At 64.6% G+C, this 22080-nt stretch carries 17 protein-coding genes and 2 pseudogenes; 12 read left to right on the plus strand and 7 right to left on the minus strand.

Going from position 1 to position 22080, the window contains the following annotated elements; translation table 11 throughout:
• Window position 1: 1 nt before the first annotated feature.
• The 3 genes and pseudogenes from KHP60_RS16085 to fghA all read left to right on the plus strand — a co-directional run.
• Window positions 2–916 (plus strand): annotated as a pseudogene (locus KHP60_RS16085) (zinc-binding dehydrogenase); the annotation flags it as partial.
• Window positions 917–920: 4 nt separating this feature from the next.
• Window positions 921–1412 (plus strand): annotated as a pseudogene (locus KHP60_RS16090) (zinc-binding dehydrogenase); the annotation flags it as partial.
• Between the two features lie 14 nt (window positions 1413–1426).
• Window positions 1427–2272, plus strand: a complete 846-nt coding sequence (gene fghA / locus KHP60_RS16095) for an S-formylglutathione hydrolase (protein ID WP_213565407.1) — start codon at window positions 1427–1429, stop codon at window positions 2270–2272.
• 3 nt (window positions 2273–2275) lie between these two features.
• Here fghA and KHP60_RS16100 read toward each other — a convergent pair whose 3' ends face one another.
• Window positions 2276–2851 (minus strand): NUDIX domain-containing protein, encoded by a 576-nt coding sequence (locus tag KHP60_RS16100; RefSeq protein WP_311925049.1) that lies wholly within the window; start codon window positions 2849–2851, stop codon window positions 2276–2278.
• A gap of 132 nt (window positions 2852–2983) precedes the next feature.
• On the opposite strand from KHP60_RS16100, the gene KHP60_RS16105 reads away from it, so the two are divergent.
• Together KHP60_RS16105 and KHP60_RS16110 are read left to right on the plus strand one after the other, a co-directional pair.
• A complete protein-coding gene (locus KHP60_RS16105; protein WP_311925050.1) occupies window positions 2984–3808 on the plus strand; it encodes an SIR2 family protein in 825 nt (274 codons plus the stop codon).
• A 60-nt stretch (window positions 3809–3868) separates the two neighbouring features.
• Window positions 3869–5194: an AmpG family muropeptide MFS transporter gene (locus KHP60_RS16110; protein ID WP_249688842.1), complete on the plus strand. Its 1326-nt coding sequence runs from the start codon at window positions 3869–3871 to the stop codon at window positions 5192–5194.
• A gap of 206 nt (window positions 5195–5400) precedes the next feature.
• On the opposite strand, the gene KHP60_RS16115 is transcribed toward KHP60_RS16110, so the two are convergent.
• From KHP60_RS16115 to xylF, 4 genes are all read right to left on the minus strand, one after another.
• Complete coding sequence (locus KHP60_RS16115) at window positions 5401–6153, minus strand: SDR family NAD(P)-dependent oxidoreductase (protein WP_213565345.1); 753 nt, start codon at window positions 6151–6153, stop codon at window positions 5401–5403.
• A 273-nt stretch (window positions 6154–6426) separates the two neighbouring features.
• A complete protein-coding gene (locus KHP60_RS16120; protein WP_213565346.1) occupies window positions 6427–7206 on the minus strand; it encodes an ATP-binding cassette domain-containing protein in 780 nt (259 codons plus the stop codon).
• Window positions 7207–7218: 12 nt separating this feature from the next.
• On the minus strand, window positions 7219–8517 hold the full coding sequence (locus tag KHP60_RS16125) for a sugar ABC transporter permease (protein ID WP_213565347.1): 1299 nt from the start codon (window positions 8515–8517) through the stop codon (window positions 7219–7221).
• A 157-nt stretch (window positions 8518–8674) separates the two neighbouring features.
• A complete protein-coding gene (gene xylF, locus KHP60_RS16130; protein WP_213565348.1) occupies window positions 8675–9718 on the minus strand; it encodes a D-xylose ABC transporter substrate-binding protein in 1044 nt (347 codons plus the stop codon).
• A 216-nt stretch (window positions 9719–9934) separates the two neighbouring features.
• Here xylF and KHP60_RS16135 point away from each other — a divergent pair, with 216 nt between their 5' ends.
• A complete protein-coding gene (locus tag KHP60_RS16135) occupies window positions 9935–11152 on the plus strand; it encodes an ROK family protein (protein ID WP_213565349.1) in 1218 nt (405 codons plus the stop codon).
• Window positions 11153–11162: 10 nt separating this feature from the next.
• Here KHP60_RS16135 and KHP60_RS16140 read toward each other — a convergent pair whose 3' ends face one another.
• Entirely contained in the window at window positions 11163–11783 is a 621-nt protein-coding gene (locus tag KHP60_RS16140) for a TetR/AcrR family transcriptional regulator (protein WP_249688843.1), read from the minus strand.
• Between the two features lie 32 nt (window positions 11784–11815).
• On the opposite strand from KHP60_RS16140, the gene KHP60_RS16145 reads away from it, so the two are divergent.
• The 6 genes from KHP60_RS16145 to KHP60_RS16170 all read left to right on the plus strand — a co-directional run bounded on the left by KHP60_RS16145 (window position 11816) and on the right by KHP60_RS16170 (window position 20512).
• Window positions 11816–12442, plus strand: a complete 627-nt coding sequence (locus KHP60_RS16145; RefSeq protein ID WP_249688844.1) for a hydrolase — start codon at window positions 11816–11818, stop codon at window positions 12440–12442.
• A gap of 57 nt (window positions 12443–12499) precedes the next feature.
• A complete protein-coding gene (gene polA / locus KHP60_RS16150) occupies window positions 12500–15559 on the plus strand; it encodes a DNA polymerase I (protein ID WP_213565351.1) in 3060 nt (1019 codons plus the stop codon).
• Window positions 15560–15576: 17 nt separating this feature from the next.
• Entirely contained in the window at window positions 15577–15942 is a 366-nt protein-coding gene (locus tag KHP60_RS16155; protein WP_213565352.1) for an antibiotic biosynthesis monooxygenase, read from the plus strand.
• Window positions 15943–16951: 1009 nt separating this feature from the next.
• Window positions 16952–19219, plus strand: coding sequence for a PAS domain S-box protein (locus KHP60_RS16160; RefSeq protein WP_213565353.1), 2268 nt, complete (start codon window positions 16952–16954; stop codon window positions 19217–19219).
• Window positions 19220–19341: 122 nt separating this feature from the next.
• On the plus strand, window positions 19342–19851 hold the full coding sequence (locus KHP60_RS16165; protein WP_213565354.1) for a hypothetical protein: 510 nt from the start codon (window positions 19342–19344) through the stop codon (window positions 19849–19851).
• Between the two features lie 127 nt (window positions 19852–19978).
• Window positions 19979–20512: a histidine phosphatase family protein gene (locus KHP60_RS16170; protein WP_213565355.1), complete on the plus strand. Its 534-nt coding sequence runs from the start codon at window positions 19979–19981 to the stop codon at window positions 20510–20512.
• Window positions 20513–20580: 68 nt separating this feature from the next.
• Here KHP60_RS16170 and KHP60_RS16175 read toward each other — a convergent pair whose 3' ends face one another.
• Entirely contained in the window at window positions 20581–21939 is a 1359-nt protein-coding gene (locus KHP60_RS16175; RefSeq protein WP_213565356.1) for an amidohydrolase family protein, read from the minus strand.
• Between the last annotated feature and the right edge of the window lie 141 nt (window positions 21940–22080).

The following is a 22080-nucleotide window of genomic DNA, read 5'->3' on the forward strand; positions in this document are numbered from 1 at the left end:
CATGGAAACCAGGGCCGCTGTGGCGTGGGAGGCTGGCAAGCCGCTCACTGTCGAAACCATCCGCCTCGAAGGGCCGAAGGCCGGCGAAGTGCTGGTGGAAGTGATGGCGACGGGCGTCTGTCACACGGATGCCTATACCCTGTCGGGCCTTGATTCCGAGGGCAAGTTCCCGGCGATCCTCGGCCATGAGGGCGCCGGCATCGTGCGCGAGGTCGGGCCCGGCGTGACCACGCTGAAAGTCGGCGATCACGTGATCCCGCTCTACACGCCCGAGTGCCGCAACTGCAAATCCTGCCTGTCGCGCCGCACCAATCTCTGCACCGCGATCCGTTCCACGCAAGGCCAGGGTGTCATGCCCGACGGCACGAGCCGCTTTCGCTGCGACGGCGAGACGGTGTTCCACTACATGGGCTGCTCGACCTTCGCGAACTTCACCGTGCTGCCGGAGATCGCGCTCGCCAAGGTGCGCGAGGACGCGCCCTTTGACAAGATCTGCTACATCGGCTGCGGCGTCACCACGGGCATCGGCGCGGTGATCTACACGGCCAAGGTGTGGCCCGGCGCGAACGTGGTGGTGTTCGGCCTCGGCGGCATCGGGCTCAACGTGATCCAGGGCGCGCGCATGGTGGGCGCCGACAAGATCATCGGCGTCGACATCAACCCGGCCAAGGTGGAGATGGCGAAGAAGTTCGGCATGACCGACTTCATCAACCCCACCGAGATCGGCACCGACAAGGTGGTGCAGGCGATCGTCGACCTCACCGGCGGCGGGGCAGATTTCTCGTTCGACGCGACGGGCAACGTGAACGTGATGCGCCAGGCGCTCGAATGCTGCCACCGCGGCTGGGGCGAGAGCATCATCATCGGCGTGGCGGAAGCCGGCCGAGAGATCGCCACCCGTCCGTTCCAGCTCGTCACNCATGGTGGGCGCCGACAAGATCATCGGCGTCGACATCAACCCGGCCAAGGTGGAGATGGCGAAGAAGTTCGGCATGACCGACTTCATCAACCCCACCGAGATCGGCACCGACAAGGTGGTGCAGGCGATCGTCGATCTCACCGGCGGCGGGGCGGATTTCTCGTTCGACGCGACGGGCAACGTGAACGTGATGCGCCAGGCGCTCGAATGCTGCCACCGCGGCTGGGGCGAGAGCATCATCATCGGCGTGGCGGAAGCCGGCCGAGAGATCGCCACCCGTCCGTTCCAGCTCGTCACCGGCCGCGTCTGGAAGGGCACGGCGTTTGGCGGGGCACGCGGCCGCACGGACGTGCCGAAGATCGTCGACTGGTACATGGAGGGCAAGATCAACATCGACGACCTGATCACCCACACCATGCCGCTGGACGAGATCAACACCGCCTTCGATCTCATGCACGAGGGCAAGTCGATCCGCTCCGTCATCGTCTACTGATCGGGAGCGGATCGTTGAGTTTCGAGGTCGTCTCCCAGTCCCGCAGCTTTGGCGGCACGCAATTCGTCTACCGTCATGCTTCACGTGAAACGGGCACGCCCATGCGCCTTGCCGCCTTCGTTCCGCCGCAGGCGAACGGGAGCAAGGTGCCGGTGGTGTGGTTCCTCTCCGGGCTGACCTGCACGGAGGAGAATTTTACCGTGAAGGCGGGTGCGCAGCGCGTGGCTGCGGAGCTCGGCCTGATCCTGATCGCCCCGGATACCAGCCCCCGCGGCGAGGGCGTGCCCGACGACGCGCAAGGCGCTTACGATTTCGGCCTGGGCGCCGGCTTCTATGTGGATGCCACGCAGGAGCCCTGGACGAGGCATTACCGCATGCGCTCCTATCTCGAGCGCGAGCTGCCGGCTCTGGTGGCCGAGAACCTGCCGGCCGACATGAGCCGCCAGGGCATCACGGGCCATTCCATGGGCGGCCATGGGGCGCTCACCATCGCGCTTCGCAATCCAGGACGCTTCAAGGCGGTCTCGGCCTTCGCGCCCATCGCCTCGCCCATGAGCTGCCCCTGGGGCGAGAAGGCCCTGTCGAACTATATCGGCCCCGACCAGTCGGCCTGGCGTGAATACGATGCCTGCGCGCTCATCGGGAGCGGCGCCCGGCTCCCCGATCTCCTGGTGGACCAGGGCACGGCCGACAGCTTCCTGGACAGCCAGTTGAAACCTCAGCTCCTGAAGGCAGCCTGCGCCAGGGCGGGGCAGCCCTTAACGCTGCGGATGCAGGAAGGCTACGACCATTCCTACTTCTTCATCGCGACCTTCATCGAGGATCACCTGCGCTGGCATGCAAAGCGGCTGGGCCCGTAGCTCTCAGGCCTTGCCGAACAGCTCCGGATGCCGGAGCTGGAGCGCTTGGATCAGGGCCAGGGTCTTCATGTCCGCGATGGCGCCCTGGTTCAGCATCCGCATAACCTCGTCGAGACCGAGTTCCAGCACCTCGATCTCCTCGTGCTCCTCGGCCAGTCCTCCGCCCTCGCCGACCCGGTCGTCGACCGTATAAGGCGCCAGGAAAAGGTGCAGACGCTCCGTCGTCATGCCGGGGGCCGACCAGGCCGTTCCCACCGGCTCCAGCCTAGCGATGCGAAGGCCCGCCTCCTCCATGGCCTCGCGCCTGGCGCAGGTCTCGGGCTCATCCTCGTCGAGCAGGCCTGCTATGGCCTCCAGGAAATCCGGGTGGCCCTCCACGTGCATGACGGGTGCGCGGAACTGCCGGATCAGGATGGCCGTGCGTCGTTCCGGATCATAGGGAAGCACGGCGGCGGCATCGGTGCTGTTCAAGACCTCCCGCGCCATGGTCCGGCCATCCGGCATCTCGACCGTGAGTTTCAGAAGCTTGCACCAGCCCTCATAGAGGGTCTCGACCTGTTGGATCCGGTAGCCTGCCACGTCCTGTTTTCTCCCTTCGATGATGCCAAAGCTTAGGACAACTCGCGAAACGCCCAAGTTATCCCTCGACCCCAATTGAAGCAGAGTACCGGGCTCGTGCGTTTAGGACAGGCAATGGTGAAGGAGAGTTGCGTGCTGGAAGGTTTGGTTGCAGCCATCAAGAGAAGGCAGGCGATCCTGTTTGCGGGTGCCGGGGTCTCCATGACGGTCGGCCTGCCCTCCTGGAGCACCTTGATCGAGCACATTGCCGACGAGCTGGAGATCGATCCGTCCGACTTCAAAGGGGGGGACCTCAACTACCTGACGCTCGCGGAATATTACCGCCTCAAGCAGGGCAGCATCGGCCCCCTGCGCAGCTGGATGGACCGGAACTGGACCATTCCCGAAGAGACCCTGAAGTCGTCCCGCGTGCACGAGCTCATCTGCAAGCTCGACTTCCCGATCATCTACACCACGAATTTCGATCGCAACCTGGAAACCTCGTTCGACCTACAGGGCAAGGATTACGTCAAGATCGTCAACGCCAAGGATATCGCGCGAGTCCGGCCGGGGGTGTCGCAGATCGTGAAATACCATGGCGATTTCGATGACGACGGCTCCATCGTGATCGCGGAGACGGACTATCTCGAGCGTCTGTCCTTCGAGTCGCCCCTCGACATCAAGTTCCGGTCCGACGCGCTCGGCAAGACCATCCTGTTCATCGGCTACAGCATGACGGACCTCAACATCCGCTTCCTCCTGTACCGGCTCTGGAAGACCTGGACCGGATCGGGCTACGAGCGGGACCGGCCGCAATCCTACGTTTTCATGCTGCGCCCGAACCCTGTCGAGCAGGCGGTTCTGGAGCAGTGGGGCCTGCAGGTCCTGATGGAAAAGGACTGCCCGCCGAAGCAGGCATTGGAGAAGTTTCTCGCCAAGCTCAGCGAAGCCGTTGAAAACGAAGAGGAAGGTGTCTGATTTTGCATCGACACGACCTTTCTGCCAATGTGGCCGCCGTTTCCATTTCAAGATGCTTTCATGGCCGCCGCACCCAAACGCCGTCTCTCACTCCGTGACGTCCTGACCGACGGGCGCATCGCGCTCATGCTGCCCTTGGGATTCTCCTCGGGCCTTCCCTTCCTGCTCGTCTTCAGCACGCTTTCGGCCTGGCTTCGCGAGGCCGGAATCTCGCGTACCGAGATCGGGATGCTGAGCTGGGTGGCCCTGGCCTATTCGTTCAAGTTCCTGTGGGCTCCCATTGTCGACCGTTACGACGTGCCGGTGCTTGCAAGTCTTCTCGGCCGGCGGCGTGGATGGATGGCCTCGTCGCAGATCGTCACCGCTCTCGGCCTCGTGGGCATCGCCATCAGCAGCCCGCAGACGAGCCTGCCTCTCACGATCGCCTCGGCACTTCTCGTCGCCTTTGCTTCGGCAACGCAGGATGTCGTGGTCGATGGCTGGCGCATCGACGTCGCCCCGACCGAGCGCCAGGGCATGATGGCGGCCTCCTACCAGCTCGGTTATCGGCTGGCGCTCATCTGTGCGGGTGCGGGCGCCCTCTACATCGCGGAGTTCGTGAACTGGCGCACCGCCTATCTCGCCATGGCCACGCTCATGGCTGTAGGCCTCATCGGAACGCTGCTGGCCCCACATGCCGATGAGGGCATTACGCGACAGCGTCTTCCCTTCAGAGCAGCCATCACCGAACCGCTCGCGGATCTCTTTCGTCGCAAGGGACTGATCCTCATCCCGATTCTTGCGCTCATCGCCTGCTTCCGCCTTCCGGATTTCGTCGCCGGCGTCATGGCGAATCCGCTCTATATCGATCTTGGTTTCTCCAAAACAGATATAGCCAATGTGTCGAAGCTCTACGGGGTCTGGATCGGCATCATCGGCGCCTTTGCGGGCGGACTGGCCCTGACACGACTCGGCCTCTGGTGGACGTTGCTGATCGGTGCCGTCATCGCCGCTTCGTCGAACCTGATGTTCGCCTGGCTTGCCGCGGAAGGGGCGCGGCTGGACCTCTTGACCCTGACCATCAGCTTCGACAACTTCGCCGCGGGTTTCGCGGGCTCCGCCCTCATCGCCTACATGTCGGGCCTGACCTCGCCCGGATTCGCTGCCTCGCAATACGCGCTTCTGAGCTCGCTCTACGCCCTGCCCGGCAAGCTCATCGGCGGGGCCTCGGGGGCTGTGGTGGACGCCTATGGCTATCCGCTTCTCTTCACCGCTACCGCCAGCATCGGCATCCCGCTGGTGATCCTGTGCTTCATCGTGCGGCGGGATACGATGAAAACGGTCGAGGAGAAGGAGGAAGCGGTCGGGATGACGGCCGCTCCGGCAGGCGCCGGTTCAAGGGCATAGAGCAAACGGCATCCCGGCGAGCGCGAATCGTGATGACACCCTCCACGTCATCACCGGCCTTGTGCCGGTGATCCCAATGCCGAAAAGCACAGCGCCTCACCGCATCGGGATGGCCGGGACAAGCCCGGCCATGACGGAAGACAGTACTTTATCAACGATCGCGGATCGGCTCTCGCCGCCTGGGATGACGTTTACTGAAATTGCGATCAAACCCAGCCGCCGTCCACGAGATAGGTCTGCGCCGACATGGCGCTGGAATCGTCCGAGCCGAGGAAGAGCGTGAAGTTGGCGATGTCCTGGGGCACGAGCTTGCGCTTCACGCATTGGCGCTTGAGCAGTTCCTTCTCGCCTTCGGGTGTCAGCCAGAGATCGATCTGGCGCTGAGTCATGATCCAGCCCGGCACGACGCAGTTGACGCGGATGTTCTTCGAACCGAGTTCACGGGCAAGCGCCCGGGTCAGGCCCACGACGGCGGATTTCGCGGTCTTGTAGGCCGCAAAGGAATCGTCGCTCACCATGTAGCTCGTGGACCCCATGTTGATGATCGAGCCCCCGCCGGCCTTCTCCATGTCGGGCAGCACGGCCTGGGCCGCGAAGAACTGGTGGTCGAGATTGGTGGCGAAGCGCTCGCGCCAGTACTCCGGCGTCACCTGATCGATGGTGTGGCGGTCGTCGCGGGCGGCGTTGTTGACGAGAATCGTGATGGGCCCGATTGCATCGCCCGCACGCCGGATGGCTGCCTGAAAGGCGGGAATGTCGCGCACGTCGCTGTGCTCGAAATGCACGCGCTCGCCGAGTTCCTTCGCCAGGGCCTGGCCGGCCTCGGCGTTGTAGTCGAGAATGGCGACCTTGCTGCCCTGGGCATGGAACGAACGCGCGATGCTCTCGCCGATGCCGCTGGCGCCGCCGGTGATGAGAACGGTCTTGCCCTTCAGGGAGCCGTAGAGGGTCTGGGTCATGAATTTCTCTCACTCTGCCTTGTTTTCTTTCCTCCCCCTTCGCGGGGAGGGAATTGAGGGTGGGGTCGCATCGTCGGAGTGCCGAGCCTGATGAGGACCGCCACTGCTCTTTCTACCTTGTCGTCACCGGCCTTGTGCCGGTGATCCCGATCCGGAAGGCACGGCGCCTTACATGGTCGAGATGGCCGGCACAAGGCCGGCCATGACGGAATGGTCTTACCTGGTCACACTAGCCCCTCCTCTGCTCGCGGAGGGGAGATATGCCGTTTCCTTTTAGGTCGCGCCTGGTCCCGGCGTCGCGCCCGGCGGGCACTTGCCGAGGATGATCATACCGAGCACCTCATCCTGCGTGACGTCCTGCACATCGGCCGAGCCCACGAGCTTGCCGTTCTTCATCACGCTGACCCGGTCGGCGAGGCCGAACACGTCGTGGATGTCGTGGCTGATGAGGAAGATGCCGATGCCCTCCTTCTTCAACTGCAGCACGAGATCGGCGACCTGCTGCGTCTCGGCCGGACCGAGCGCCGCCGTCGGCTCGTCCATGATGAGCACGCGGGCATTGAAGTAAATCGCCCGCGCGATCGCCACCGACTGCCGCTGGCCGCCGGAGAGCGCCTTTACCGGCTCCTTGAAGCGGCGGAAATGCGGATTGAGGCGCGCCATGACCTTACGGGTCTCGGCCTCCATCGTCGCGTCGTCGAGAGTGCCGTAGGGTGTGAGAGCCTCACGGCCTAAGAAGATGTTGCCGGCGGCGTCGATGTTATCGGCGAGCGCGAGCGTCTGATAGATGGTCTCGATGCCGTAGCGCTTGGCATCGCGGGGCGTCGAGATGTCGGCATGCTCGCCGTTCACGAAGATCTCTCCCGCATCCGGCTTATAGGCGCCGGAGAGGATCTTGATCAGCGTCGACTTGCCGGCGCCGTTATGGCCGAGCAGGCCCACCACCTCGCCGGGGCGAAGATCGACGGACACGCCGTCCACGGCCTTGATGCCGCCGAAGGCGATGGAGATGTTGCGCATCTCGACGAGAGGCGTCGTTCCATTGGTGTGCATGATGCGCTTATCCTACTTGATGCGGCGCCGGTAGAGGCTGTCGACCCAGACCGCCAGTACGAGAACCGCGCCGACGACGATGTTCTGCAGCGGCGTGTCGACGCCGAGCAGCACCATGCCTGATTGCAGCGACTGCATGACGAGCGCACCCAGCATGGCACCGGCAATGGTGCCGATGCCGCCGGCGAGCGACGTGCCGCCGATCACGGCGGAAGCGATCACGTAAAGCTCGTCGAGGGTGCCCGCCGCATTCGTCGCCGCATTCAGACGCGCGGTCGAGATGCAGGCGGAGATGCCGCACAGCAGGCCCATGAGGCCGAACACCTTCATCAGCGTCCAGCGGGTGTTGATGCCCGAGAGTTCCGCCGCCTCCGGATTGCCCCCGATGGCGAAAACGTAACGGCCGAAACGCCGGCGCGTGGCGATGAACGTCATGACGAGCCCGACCACCACGGCGATCAGCACCGGCAATGCGACACCGTGCGGGATGAACAGTCCGCCCTCGGGCCAGGTGATGCCGTTCGCCTCCGCCCAGCGCCGCGCCGTGCCGGCAGGCAGCGGATAGGCATTGGCGATGGCGGCGGCCCCGAGAACCGCAGCACAGGCGACCGCGGCGATCACCGCGTCGGCCCAGCCGGGACGCACCGGGAAGCCGAAGCGCAGGCGACGGCGACGGGCGAAGCCCAGGGCCATCACGATGAAGCCGCAGGCGACGGCTGCGATCACCCATGTGGCGGTCGCGCCGAGCGCGCCTTCCACGCCGCCGCCGAAGGCCTTGAAGCGGGTATCCATGGGCGCGATGGTCTGGCCCGTCGTGACCCACCAGGCCGCGCCGCGCCACACGAGCAGGCCGCCGAGCGTCACGATGAAGGAAGGAATGCCGAGATAGGCGATGAGCCAGCCCTGGAACAGGCCGATCGATCCGCCGACGACAAGCGCGATCAGCACGGCGAGCGGTGCGGTCAGCCAGTGCTCGAGGCCGAGATAAGCCGGCAGCCACTGCACCTGCGCGACGCCGATGATCATGCCGACGACGCCGAGGATCGCGCCAACCGACAGGTCGATGTTGCGCGTGACGATGACAAGCACCATGCCGGTCGCCATGACGGCCACGGAGGCGGTCTGGACCGACAGGTTCCAGAGGTTGCGCGGGGTCAGGAAGACGCCGCCGGAGAGAATGTCGAAGCCGATCCAGATGACGGCGAGCGCCGCGAGCATGCCGAGCATGCGGACATCGATCTCGAGCTTCGAGAGGAGCGAGCCGGAGGTGGTGCTCGGCGGCGGGGCGGTCGTTGCAACGGGTGCAGTCATGGCGTCACGCAAAAAAATCAATGAAGTGTCATCCCCGGCGAGCGAAGCGAGAAGGAGATCCATAGGCCACCGCGCATGGATCCCCTTCCCTCCAGCGGCTTCGCCGCCTCCGGCCGGGGATGACACGGAGGCGATCCATTCATGTTGCCGTTCTTACTTAGTTGCAGACCTTCACGGTGCCAGCCTTCACGCCCTGGCAGACCACTTCCTTGGACGCCCAGCCGGCATTGATGACCACGTCGAGATTGTCCTTCGTGATCGCCACGGGAGTGAGGAAGAGAGCGGTCATGTTCTGCTTCTTCGGGCCGAGATTCCAGGATTTCGCGCCCTGGATTTCGTTAAGCTTCTTGCCGCCTGCCAGCTGAATGGCGATCTCCGCCGCGTTGCGGCCGAGTTCGCGGGCATCCTTGAAGACCGTCACGGTCTGAGTGCCGAGCGCCACGCGGTTCAGCGCCGCCTTGTCGGCGTCCTGACCGGAGACGGGGACCGAGCCGGCGAGGCCCTGAGCGCCCAGGGCCGCGATGGCACCGCCTGCGGTACCGTCATTGGCGGCGATCACCGCATCGATCTTGTTGTTGTTCTTGGTGAGGAACTGCTCCATGTTCCGCTGCGCATTGGCGGGGAGCCAGCCGTCCGTATAGGCCTCGCCCACATTCTTGATCTTGCCGGCATCGATGGCGGGCTTCAGCACCTCCATCGAGCCCTGGAACAGGAAGTTGGCGTTCGGATCGGAGCCCGAGCCCTTGATGAAGGCATAATTGCCCTCGGGCTTGAGCTTGAACACCTCGCGGGCCTGAAGACGGCCGACCTCGACATTGTCGAAGGTGAGATAGAAGGTCTGCGGAATTTCGATGAGGCGGTCATAACCGACGACCGCGATGCCTTCCGCAATGGCCTTCTCGACCGCCGGACGCACCGCATCCGCGTCCTGCGCGAGCACGATCAGCGCCTTGGCGCCGCGGGAGATGAGGCTCTCGATGTCGGTGAGCTGCTTGGCGGGCGAGGATTGCGCATCGGCCGAGACATAGGTGCCGCCGGCCTTCTCGACCGCGGCCTTGATGGCGGCCTCGTCGGTCTTCCAGCGCTCCTCCTGGAAGTTCGACCAGCTGACGCCGACGACCGGGCCCTTTTGGGCGAAAGCGGCCGTGGCGGACAGCGCCAGAGCGGCAAGACTGATCAATGCGTGTTTCTTCGATAGCATCGGCTTCCTCCTGGACCTTGCGTTCCCTTGCAAGTCCCGTGCTCATGACAGGCTGTCGGTCCGAGGCGAATCGACGGTATGGCTCGCGCTGTCATGCTTTATATTTCGAGCGCGGAAATAATTATCTCAGCCATTCCAGCCTTCAAGCGTCTGACGACTTATATTTTCGTCTCATACCCATCCATACTGGAATTGTTTTATTCATAGATCGAACAAATGACCGCGATGACGATGCTCCCTCTGTCCCCTCGTGAAACGGCCCGGCGCCGTCTGCTCGACGCTCTGCGCCGGGAGGGCCCTCTGGCGCGGGTGGAGATCGGCCAGCATCTCGGCATGAGCCCGGCGAGCGTCTCCGACCTCACGGCCGGCCTCCTCGACGAGGGAGTTCTGGTCGCCGAGGAGGCAGCTGACCCGGCCTCCGGCCTGATCCGCGGGCGGCCCAAGACGCGCCTCTATTTTGCAGAAACGCTCGGCTCGGTGATCGGCGTCTGGACCGGCTTCAACCGCATCGAGCTACGCCTCGTGGACAGCGCTGGGCGCAATCGTGCCAGCCGCCATATCGAGCGCCCCTTGCGCAATCTCGGCGCCGAGGAGCTGATGGATGTACTGGCAGGCACGATCACCGCCTTCGCCCAGGAGACCGGAGCGCACAACGTGAAGGCGGTAGGTTTGGCCTGCCAGGGCTATGTGGACACGAGGGACGGCATCGTCGCCTGGAGTCCGGTGCTCGGCACCCGTGATCTGCCGCTGGCCTCGGGCCTCGGGCAACGGCTCGGCAGGCCTGTCCTCATCGAGAACGACGCCAGTGCCATGGCCTTTGCCATCACGCAGCGAAACGCGGATCTGCGATCCGGGCGCACCGCCTGCCTGATGGTCGGTGACGGCGTCGGTCTTGGCTTTCTCATCCAGGGCGAGCTCTATCGCGGCGCCCGTTTCGGCGGCAGCGAGTTCGGCCATGTGCGGCTGCGCCGGAGCGGCCCGCAATGCCGCTGCGGCGGCCGCGGCTGCATCGAGGCCTACCTCGCCGATTACGCCCTGCACCGGGATGCGCAGCTCATCGACCACCGCCCGGCCCCGACCCTGCTGCTGCCGAGCGAGGACGCCATGGGATCCATCGTCGAGCAGGCTCGGGCAGGCGATCCTGCCCTCCTCAATCTCTTCCAGGCGGCCGGCGAGGTTCTGGGCGATGCTGTCGGCATCCTGATCCAGACGCTGGAGCCCGACCACATCGTCATCTGCGGCCCCGGCACCCGGGCCATGGACCTGCTTCGCCCCTCCTTCGAAGCGGCGCTCGCATCGCAGACCATCCCCGAGCTGCGGGCACTCGCCGCCATCCACGTGGTGGAATCCTCCATGGACTTGCTGACGGAAGGTGTGGTCATACAGGCCCTGCGCGAACTCGACCTGGACCTCGCGCGGCTGAAGGCGGCTTGAGCTGGAGCGGCTATTCCGGCTCGTTGACCTGGCGCACGAGCATGGCTCGCAGGTCCCGAAGAACGGCGTCGCGAATGGGCAGATCCGTTTCTCCACTGACGGCGGCCGCAACCCTCATGAGGTGCAGGACGATGACGGCCATGACATCAGCCCGCGTGCGAGACAGAGGCGGATTCGTCTGCGATAGGAGCGTTGCGATCTGATTGCGCATGCGGTTACGCCGTTCCGTCTTCTGCGCCTTGTCTGCAGCCGGTCGATCCGCCAGGAGCACGAAGGACGGATGCGCGACCAGGAAGGCCGACAGATCCTGAAACAGACTTTCCAGGAGTTCGGTTGGCGTCAGCTGGTTCGACTTGCGGCCTAGAGCCTCGAGCATCTCGGCAAGCGCCTCGCCATTCGCCGTGTGAAGCGCGTCCGCGAGCAGCTCCTTCGTTGGGAAGAACTGGTAGAGAGACCCGATCGAGGCTTTCGCGCGCGCGGCGATCTCCGTCATGGTCGCTGCATCGAATCCCTTCTCGGCAAAGATCTCCTCCCCCGCCTTCAGAAGAGCGGCCACACGCTCACGCCCGCGCTGCCGTTGAGGCATCCGGATCACGGCATCGGCTTTCGAGCTTGCTTTTTGTGAGGGCATCCTCATATAACTCCAAACATGAGGATGTCCTCATGAATCAGCTGACCCATTCGCCCCTCCCGTTACGCCGGAACTCCATTATGCTGAAGCTCGCTCCCCGCACCACAGCGCTTGTCCTGATCGATGTGCAGAAGGGCACCCTGAACCTGCCCCTGGCTCCGCATCAACCCGCGACCGTCGTTGAGAACAGCGCCCGACTGGCCAGCCGGTTCTCGCAGGAGGGGGCTCTCGTCGTGCTCGTCCGCGTCGACTTCTCAAAGGACCTCGATGACAAGCCCGGCGGCGTGACCGACATTCCCATGGTCCTTCCGGCCAACGGCCTGCCGGTCGATTGGGCGGAGCCCCCGGCCGAGCTTACCTCCATCAGGCCCAACGTACTGATCACCAAGAGGCAGTGGAGCGCCTTTCATGGGACGGAACTCGACCTTCAATTGCGACGGCGCGGCATCACCCATGTGGTGATTGGAGGCCTGATGACGAATTTCGGCGTGGAATCAACTGCGCGCGACGCTTGGCAGCACAACTACCAGGCCGTCATCGCCGAGGATGCATCGAGCAGCCTGGGCGCGGAGCTTCACCACTTCGCCATCAGGAACACGCTGCCTCGGGTCGCGCGGGTGCGATCCACAGCCGAGATCATTGCGGGGTTGGAGGCATAGCCAGAAGCCTCGGAAAACACTATCTCTTGCGGGTCGATTTCTCACCCGAAGAGACCCATGGCCTCCTCCCGTCCCGTCCAAGCCGGCGACCACGTCTTCCTCGTCGACGGCTCCTCCTTCATCTTCCGGGCCTATTTCCAGTCGATGAACCAGGACCAGAAGTACAACGCCCGCAGCTCGGACGGAATGCCGACGGGAGCCGTGCGGCTCTTCGTGTCCAAGCTCCTGCAGTTCATGCGCGACGGTGCGGCGGGCCTGAAGCCGACGCATCTCGCCATCGTGCTCGACAAGTCCGAGGGCTCCTTCCGCAAGGAGCTCTATGAGGACTACAAGGGTCATCGGCCCGATGCGCCGGATGACCTCAAGGTTCAGATGCCGATCATGCGCGAGGCCATTCGCGCGTTCGGGCTCGAGCCCGTGGAGCTGCAGCGCTACGAGGCGGACGACCTGATTGCCACCTATACCCAGCAGGCGAAGGCCCGCGGGGCGGATGTGCTCATCATCTCGTCCGACAAGGACCTGATGCAGCTCGTGGGGCCGACGGTGTGCTTCTACGATTTCGAATCGGGCTCCAAGGGCAAGCCGGGCTACCGGCCCGAGCGCAACCTGGACGAGGCCGCCGTCACGGAGAAGTGGGAGGGCATCCCGCCGGAAAAGATCGGCGACGTGCTGGCGCTGATGGGCGACACCTCGGACAACGTGCCGGGGGTGCCGGGCATCGGGCTCAAGACCGCCGCGCAGCTGATCAAGGAATACGGCGACCTGGAAACCCTGCTGGAGCGCGCCTCCGAGATCAAGCAGCCCAAGCGCCGCGAGACCTTGATCAACAATGCGGAATCGGCGCGCCTCTCCAAGAAGCTCGTGACGCTCGACTGCGACGCGCCGGTTCCGGTGCCGCTGGACGACCTGCGCCTGCCCCAGCCCGATCCGAAGACACTGATCGGCTTCCTGAAAGCCATGGAGTTCAGCACGCTGACCCGTCGGGTGGCGGAACTCTACGAGGCCGATCCCGCGGCGATCGAGCCGGATCAGCGCCTGATGCCAGGCGGCGAGGCGATTCGCTGGGAGCGCAACGGAACCGGCACCGGCGTGACGGCTCCCACCGACGATGCCGTGCCGTTCTTCGGGAAGGTCGATACCGTGGCGGGCGAGGTCGACCCCTTCGCTGGCCTCGACCTGCCGGAAACCGCGACGCTGCGCAAGCCTGTCGAGGGCCTGGGCACGCCCTCGCAGATGGCCGGAAAGCGCGCGACGGAAGCCTCGTCCGTGCCCTTCGACGTCACGGCCTACGAGACCGTCACGAGCCTGGAGCGGCTGAAGGAATGGGTCGCTCAGGCCCGCGAACAGGGCTTTGTCGCGGTCGACACGGAGACGAGCGATCTCGATGCCAACCGCGCCGACCTTGTCGGCTTCTCGCTCGCCCTGGAGGCGGGAAAGGCGGCTTACGTGCCGCTGCAGCACCGTGACGAATCGGATCTCTTCGGCGGCGGTCTCGTGAAGGGGCAGATCCCGGTCACCGATGCGCTCGACGCGATCCGCCCGCTCCTGGAGGACGCGTCCGTCCTCAAGATCGGTCAGAATATGAAATACGACTGGGTCGTCCTGAAGCGCCATGGAATCGACGTGCGCCCCTTTGACGACACCATGCTGATCTCCTACGTGCTCGATGCCGGCAAAGGCTCGCACGGCATGGACGAGCTCTCGCGCCGCCATCTCGGCCACTCGCCCATCAGCTTCTCCGAGGTGGCCGGTACGGGCCGGAACAAGGTGACCTTCGACAAGGTGGAGATTTCCAAGGCCACGGCCTATGCGGCGGAGGATGCGGACGTCACCTTGCGCCTGTGGCAGATCCTGAAGCCGCGGCTCGTCGCCGAGCGGCGCGCCACCGTGTACGAGACGCTGGAACGCCCCATGGTGGACACCCTCGCCCGCATGGAGATGCGCGGCATCATGGTCGACCGGCAGATCCTGAGCCGCCTCTCGGGCGACTTCGCCCAGACGCTGGCGCGGCTCGAGGACGAGATCCACGAAATGGCGGGCGAGAAATTCGCCCTCGGAAGCCCTAAGCAGATCGGCGACATTCTCTTCGGCAAGATGGGCCTGCCGGGCGCGAAGAAGACGCCGTCCGGGCAATGGGCCACGCCCGCGACGCTCCTCGACGAGCTGGCGCAGGCCGGCCACGAGCTGCCCGCGAAGATCCTCGAATGGCGCCAGCTCTCCAAGCTGAAATCCACCTACACGGACACGCTCCAGGAGCACATGCATCCCGAGACCAAGCGGGTGCACACCTCGTTCTCGCTCGCGGCCACGACGACGGGACGCCTCTCGTCCTCCGATCCGAACCTGCAGAACATCCCGATCCGCACGGAAGCTGGCCGCAAGATCCGCAAGGCCTTCGTGGCGCCGGAAGGCCACAAGATCATCTCGGCCGATTACAGCCAGATCGAGCTGCGGCTGCTCGCGCATATCGCCGACATTCCGCAACTGCAGGACGCGTTCGCGGAGGGGATCGACATTCACGCGGCGACCGCGTCCGCCATGTTCGGCGTGCCACTCGACCAGATGACCGGCGATCTGCGCCGCCAGGCCAAGACCATCAATTTCGGCATCATCTACGGCATCTCCGCCTTCGGCCTCGCCACGCGGCTCGGCATTCCGAACCAGGAGGCCTCCACCTTCATCAAGCAGTATTTCGAGCGCTTCCCCGGCATCCGCACCTACATCGACGAGACGAAGCGGTTCTGTAAGGACAAGGGCTACGTGACGACCCTGTTCGGACGCGTCTGCCATTACCCGCAGATCAAATCGAACAACCCGTCCGAGCGCGCCGGCGTGGAGCGCCAGGCGATCAACGCGCCGATTCAGGGCACCGCCGCCGACATCATCCGCCGCGCCATGGTCCGCATGGAGGATGCGTTGAAGGCCGAGCGTCTCTCCGCCCGCATGCTGCTGCAGGTGCACGACGAACTGGTGTTCGAAGCACCCGACGACGAGGTGGAGGCCACCCTGCCGGTGATCTCCCGCGTGATGACGGAGGCCCCCTTCCCGGCCGTGACCTTGAAGGTTCCGCTCGCCGTGGATGCCCGCGCGGCGCAGAACTGGGACGAGGCGCATTAGAGCATCGGGCATGAAGAATGGCTTCCACCTCCGGCATCGATCCGACGCTCTCTTCCCATGATGGGCGCACCATCGGGCGCGAAACCGAGGGCCCGCATGATGCGCAAGCCATGCACGTGATCGTCTGGGAGTTCAGCGTCCCGAGCGAACACAGGCAGGCTTTCGAGCAAGCCTATGGTCCGGAAGGAGCCTGGGCCGCTCTGTTCCGAACGGCCCGCGGCTATCTCGGCACGGAGCTTCTCAGTGACGAGCAGATGATCGGCCGTTATCTCACCATCGACCGGTGGAGCACACCGGAGGACTTCGCCGCTTTCAAGCGCGCATCCGGTGCAGCCTATGGGAGCTTGGATCGTCAGTTCGAAAGCCTCACGGCCGCGAGGTGACGGTCGGCACATTCCAGGCTGTGGCCTCGAAGGGTGCAACGCGCTGAACCGGGACGAGGCGCATGACAACAGCCCTTCGGGCCGCACTCAAGGGTGCGGGTGTCAGCGACACCCCATTTGCGTATGGCACTGCCTCACCCTCTTGAAGGAAAGGTCGCGCTGCAGGCGGGTGAGGGGTTACTCCCTCTCGGGACGAAGCGGTTCCCGCGTCCACTGGATCCTCCTTCGAGACGCCACTTCGCGGCTCCTCAGGATGAGGGCCGTTCCTCCGAGCATGTGGATCATCTCCGAGGAGGACCTGACACCTTCCCGGTCATCCCCCGCAGGCGGGGATCCAGAACCGCGACGGCTCAGGAATGGGCGAGCAGCGTTGCGCTTCTGTCTAGACTGTCAGCGGTGATGGTTCCGGCCTTCGCCGGGATGACGGTGCATTAATCGTCATGCGATCCCCCATCGGCTCGCGTGGTCCGGCCCTCGGACCCGCCGACGTCATCACCGGCCTTGTGCCGGTGATCCCGATGGCCTGAAGCGCGGCGCCTCTCAGCATCGGGATGGCCGGGTCAGGCCCGGCCATGACGTGGTGGGTGTGACCAAGGCAGTTGACCAAGGAGCATGGGGCCAAGGACAGTGCCATTGCCCGCTGGAGCAGCAGCGAAGAGGAGCGGAGAATCCCCTCGCACGAGCTGCCATAGATCCCTTCCCGGCCTGGAGGGCGCCTGGAATGACGGGCGGCAGCATCGCTACACCTTGTCCCGCCATGCACGTTCGGGCGTGGAGAAACATTGAAGTCACCTGGCGTTGGCCTAGATGGCTGAGATCCTTTTGCCTTCCGAACCCCGGCATGTCGGCCAGAACAACCTTGAACGCCCTCGCATGCCCAGATTTGCAGCCTCCGCTGCGGCCCAGGTTGAACCTCGCCACCCCGCGTCGGATCCGCCACTCACTGCCTTCTCGGGGAGCCCCGTCGGATTCATGAACGGAAGACCCAAAAATCTCCGGCAGGCGCATCATGCACGGTAAACTCGGTCCTAGTCTGGATTTCCTGAGCGGGGGCGGTGAAATGGGGGCGCTCATGCGCGCCCACGACTGGTCCATGTCGCCCCTCGGCCCGCCGGAAAACTGGCCCCAGAGTCTCCGGACCGTGGTGAGCCTGATGCTCACCTCCAAGTTTCCCATGTTCGTCGCCTGGGGGCCTCACCTCGCGTTCCTGTACAACGATGGCTATCGGCCCATCTTCGGCGCCAAGCACCCGCATGCCCTCGGATTGTCGTTCCGGGATGTATGGTCGGAAATCTGGTCCGACATCGAACGCCTGGTGACGAAGGCGCTTGCAGGAGAGGCGACGTTTCACGAGGACCTGCACCTCGTGATGGAGCGCAACGGCTATCCGGAAGATACCTGGTACACCTTCTCCTACTCGCCGGTACGCGACGAGACGGGCGGCATCGCGGGCATGTTCTGCGCCTGTACGGAGACCACGAAAGAGGTCAAGTCCCGCGCTGCTCTGAAAGCGGAGCAGGACCGTCTCCGCGAACTCTTCCAGCAGGCTCCGGGCTTCATGGCGATGCTGAGCGGGCGCGATCATGTCTTCGAGCTGGCGAACGATGCCTACCTCCAGCTTGTGGGCCATCGACGTGACATCCTGGGAAAACCCGTGCGAGATGTTCTGCCCGAGGTCGAAGGCCAGGGTTTCTTCGAGCTGCTCGACAAGGTCTACACCACCGGTGAACCGTTCGTCGGGCGCAACTTGCGGGTCGGACTTCAGCGCAGACCGGGAAGTCCTGTCGAGGACCGCTTCGTCGACCTCGTCTATCAGCCGATCACCGACAGCGACGGAAGGGTCACCGGCATCTTCGCCGAAGGATACGACGTCACCGAACGGATGCAGGCAGAGGAGAGTTTGCGCGAGAGCGAGGCACGGTTCCGCAATCTCGCCGACAACGCCCCCGTCATGGTCTGGGTGACGGAGCCCGACGGGACCTGCTCCTATCTGTCCCGCTCCTGGTACGAGTTCACCGGCCAATCCCGGGAGACCGGGCTGGGCTTCGGCTGGCTCGACGCCGTCCATCCGGATGACAGCGGCTGGTCGGGCGAGATGTTTCGAGCCGCCAACGCCAGACGGGAACCCTTCCAGCTCGAATACCGACTCCGTCGGGCCGACGGCAATTATCGCTGGGCCATCGATACCGCCGCGCCGCGGATCGGCGAAGACGGCACCTTCCTCGGTTATGTGGGCTCCGTGCTCGATATCACCGAGCGCAAGCAGATCGAGGAACGCCTGCGCGCAAGCGCGGCCGAGTTCCAGACCGTCACCAATGCAGCGCCCGCCCTTGTCTGGGTAGGCGCCGAAGACGGCCGCATCCTCTACATGAATGAGCGTTGGCACGAGTTCACCGGGCAAACCGTCGAAGAATCTCTCGGCTACGGCTGGGCCAGCACGATGCATCCCGAAGATGCGGAACGCGTCCTGCCCCACTGGCAACGGTGCCGCGAGACCGGCGAAACCTATGAGGGTGAGGTGCGCTACCGCCGCCGGGACGGGGAGTATCGCTGGCATGCGTTCCGCGCCCTGCCGTATCTCGACCCGGACGGGGCGATCGAGAAGTGGTTCGGCGTCAGCGTGGACATTCACGAGCGCAAGCAATGGGAGGAGCACCGGGAGCTTCTCATCAACGAGTTGAACCACCGCGTGAAGAACACGCTGACCATCGTCCAGGCGATGGCCGCTCAAAGCCTGCGGCACATGAGTGAAGAGGACCGCCCCAAGGTTCGGGCATTCGAGGATCGTCTGTTCGCCCTGGCACGCGCCCATGACGTGCTCACGCGCGAGAACTGGGAAGGGGCGGAGCTTCGGGAGATCATCGACGAGGTGGTCGAGCCCTATCTCCGGCAGAAGACGAAGCACTTCGAGATCGAGGGACCCCGCCTTCGCCTCATCCCGAGGACAGCCTTGGCCATCGCGATGGCGATCCATGAACTCGCGACGAACGCTGCAAAGTATGGTGCGCTGTCCGTCCCGTCGGGATGCGTCGTGATTACCTGGACGGTCACAGCAGGCGACGTGCCGCACCTGGAGTTGAAGTGGCAGGAGAAGGGTGGTCCGCCCGTCACCGCTCCGACCCGCAGGGGATTCGGCACGCGGATGATCGAGCGGAGCCTGGCACAGGACGTCGGGGGCAATGTTCGGCTGACCTATGCGCCCACCGGCGTGGTGTGCGTGATGGACATCCCGTTGAGCGAAGCGGGCGGAACGGCGGAACACCCCTCACGGCATTAGGCGGCAAGCCCAAATTCAAGCCCGTGGCGTCGGCCGAAGAGAATCTCCTTGTAGGAACCCTTGCACAGCCTTGCGCGTAACCCTGCGATTGCCGTGCCGCGTCTTCCGCAGGAGACAGATCCATGATCCATGCCGTTCTGACCGTTCTTGCCATCGCCGCCGCGATGACGCCTGCCTCTGCAGCCGGATGGGCCGACGACGAGGCCCAGGCCGACACCTGCGGGAAGACGCTGGAGCTGTTGACGACCGGCAGGATCGACGAAGCCGTCGACATGATCTTTCTGGAGGCGCAGCCTTGGGACGCTCAAGCGGTCAAGACGCGCGCGGAGTACGGGAAGATGGCGGATTCCATGCGCGGTTTCGTGCGCGCCGGCCTTGAATCGGTGCACAAGCAGAACGAGTCGACGACCGTGCGCTCCCACCAGATGGTGTCGCGCTCCACGCTCGGAGAGCGGATCGTTCATCTCGAGCAATGGGAATTCGACAACGGACGCAAGGCCTATGCGGGCTGCGTCCGCTGGCCCAATGCGGGTCCCGGGAGAGGCTGGGTCACCGAGATGGAGTTCGGGCCCGATCACGCCAAGGTGATCGAGAGGCTGGGGGACAAGGTCAAACGGGCGGGCGCGAAATAGGGCGCGTCGAAGCTCATCCCCTACCTCGGGCGCGCCAGGCGACAGGTCTGCCAAGCCGGGCTATAGTCTTGGCATAGGACAGCGTTCGGTTGCGTCGGCAAAACTCTCTTTGTTGCGGGGGACCTCCATGATGCAAGCGTTACCTTTCTCGCTCTCACGTCTTCTGTGCGCCCTGTCATTGGCCATCCTGATCATGGGCGGTCTGATCGCCCCCGGCCTGGCGCAGCAGACGATCATCCTGGTTCGTCACGCCGAGCAGACTCTCACCGGCGGCATGATGGATGGCGATCCGCCCCTCAACGAGGACGGCGCCCGACGCGCGCAGGCCTTGGCGTCCGTTCTCAAGGATGCGGGCGTGCGGGCGATCTACGTGAGCCAGTACGCCCGCGCGCAGCAGACGGTGGAGCCCTTGGCCCGCGGTCTCGGCGTTAAGCCCGAGGTGGTGGCCAAGGACGATCTGAGCGCCCTGACGGAGCGCCTCAAGGCCCATGACGGCCAGGGAGCCGTCCTCGTCGTCGGCCACTCCGATACGATCCCGGCGCTTCTGAAGGTATGGGGTCATCTTCAGCCCGTCACCATCGACAAGACGGAGTTCAACAGCCTGTGGTTCGTCGTCTCGCGGCCCGACGGATCGCCGTTCGTCTCGAGGCTTCGGCTATAGAGCATCGGACCCAAAGTGAGTCCGATGCTCCCTTCCCTGAAGAAAGAGCGTGTCGGCTCACTGGAATCTCACTTCGGCAGTGTATCCTTGTAGACCTTGCCGTCCTTCACGATGACGAGAAAGCTCTTGGCCGCATCGGCCACGAGGTCGAGGTTCTCCAGGGGATTGCCGTCGACGAGCAGAAGGTCCGCCAGCGCCCCCTCTTCGACGATGCCGAGCTTACCCGGATAGGGATTGCGCAGGCCTGACAATTGCAGCAATTCGGCATTCGTCGACGTCGCCATGATCAGCGCTTCCGCCGGCGTGTACCAGCGGGCGAGAGCGGCAAGCATGGCGCCCTGCCGCTTCGCCTGGGCCTCGGAGAACAGGATGTCGGTGCCGAAGGCCGTCTTGATCCCGTATTTCTTTGCCAGGGCATAGATCCGGTCGGTGCCGGTGACCACCTGTGCCAACTTGGCCTGTTCCGCCGGGCCCAGTCCGCTGGCGGCCGACAGGTCCAGGAACGGCTGCGTGCTCAGCCAGATGCCCTTCTCGGCCATCAGCCGGGCCGTGGCCTCGTCCATCAGATGTGCGTGCTCAATGCACCTGACGCCCGCTGCGATGGAGCGCTGGATCGCGGCAGGCGTGTAAGCATGGGTGCAGACATAGGTCCCCCAGTTCTCGGCCGCTTCGACCGCGGCGCGCAGCTCGGCCTCGGTGAAGGTGGAAACGTCGAGCGGGCTGAACGGGGACGCCACGCCGCCGCCGGCCGTGAGCTTGATCTGCGATGCGCCCTGCATGAGCTGCTCGCGCGTCCGCAATCGCACCTCGTCAGGGCTGTCGGCGATCATGCTGCCGCCGAGCTGCTCGACGCGGGCGAGCATGCCCCCGATGGTTCTCGGCAGGTCGGAGAGCTGGCGAAAGTCGCCATGGCCGCTGGTGATCGTGATGACGGCGCCGGATGGATAGATGCGCGGCCCCGGCAGCAGTCCTTCGTCGATCGCGCGCTTGAGGTCGAAGGACGGCCCACCCAGGTCACGGATGGTGGTGAAGCCGCGCATCAGCGTGGCGGTGGCCTCGGCTCCCGCCAGCAGGGTGGAATAGCCGATGCCGCTGGACAGGAGTGCCACGGGAGTCGGCCGCACCATCATCGCATGCCAATGCATGTCGATCAGGCCCGGCATCAGCACGCGTCCGCTCCCGGGGACAACCCGAACATCGGTCTCCGCCGCGACGTCGATCGGGGCCATCGAGATGCGCTCGATGACGTTTCCCCTCACCAGAACATGAGAGGGACCCGACAGCGCTGCGCTTTTTCCATCGAAGATCCGGACGTTCTCGAAGAGAACAGGCGGATTGTCGGCCGGGGCGGGCGATCGGGGCTGCGCCACGGCCGCCGAGGAATGCCCGATGGACAGGGCTCCCGCCAAGACGAGCAACCGGGACATGCCACGTTTCAGATGATCAATCGTTCCCGTGCCGGACATTGTGACCAACCCATGCCTGTGAGCCCCTCGTCGTGAGCCTCGCCTCTGCTCGCTCATCTGGCCATCAGGGAAAACCCTGAGATCGGCAGGGGCGACACAGGA

Source organism: Microvirga sp. 3-52 (genome assembly GCF_018383585.1).
Lineage (GTDB): Bacteria > Pseudomonadota > Alphaproteobacteria > Rhizobiales > Beijerinckiaceae > Microvirga.

Bases quoted from the DNA above. Each gene is read 5' to 3' on its own strand.
- KHP60_RS16125 (WP_213565347.1), bottom strand. From the start codon at position 8,517: ATGACTGCACCCGTTGCAACGACCGCCCCGCCGCCGAGCACCACCTCC.
- polA (WP_213565351.1), top strand. From the start codon at position 12,500: ATGGCCTCCTCCCGTCCCGTCCAAGCCGGCGACCACGTCTTCCTCGTC.
- KHP60_RS16120 (WP_213565346.1), bottom strand. From the start codon at position 7,206: ATGCACACCAATGGAACGACGCCTCTCGTCGAGATGCGCAACATCTCC.
- KHP60_RS16145 (WP_249688844.1), top strand. From the start codon at position 11,816: ATGAATCAGCTGACCCATTCGCCCCTCCCGTTACGCCGGAACTCCATT.
- KHP60_RS16175 (WP_213565356.1), bottom strand. From the start codon at position 21,939: ATGTCCCGGTTGCTCGTCTTGGCGGGAGCCCTGTCCATCGGGCATTCC.
- KHP60_RS16160 (WP_213565353.1), top strand. From the start codon at position 16,952: ATGCACGGTAAACTCGGTCCTAGTCTGGATTTCCTGAGCGGGGGCGGT.
- KHP60_RS16170 (WP_213565355.1), top strand. From the start codon at position 19,979: ATGATGCAAGCGTTACCTTTCTCGCTCTCACGTCTTCTGTGCGCCCTG.
- KHP60_RS16140 (WP_249688843.1), bottom strand. From the start codon at position 11,783: ATGCCCTCACAAAAAGCAAGCTCGAAAGCCGATGCCGTGATCCGGATG.
- KHP60_RS16165 (WP_213565354.1), top strand. From the start codon at position 19,342: ATGATCCATGCCGTTCTGACCGTTCTTGCCATCGCCGCCGCGATGACG.
- KHP60_RS16115 (WP_213565345.1), bottom strand. From the start codon at position 6,153: ATGACCCAGACCCTCTACGGCTCCCTGAAGGGCAAGACCGTTCTCATC.
- KHP60_RS16110 (WP_249688842.1), top strand. From the start codon at position 3,869: ATGGCCGCCGCACCCAAACGCCGTCTCTCACTCCGTGACGTCCTGACC.
- KHP60_RS16155 (WP_213565352.1), top strand. From the start codon at position 15,577: ATGGCTTCCACCTCCGGCATCGATCCGACGCTCTCTTCCCATGATGGG.
- KHP60_RS16135 (WP_213565349.1), top strand. From the start codon at position 9,935: ATGACCGCGATGACGATGCTCCCTCTGTCCCCTCGTGAAACGGCCCGG.
- xylF (WP_213565348.1), bottom strand. From the start codon at position 9,718: ATGCTATCGAAGAAACACGCATTGATCAGTCTTGCCGCTCTGGCGCTG.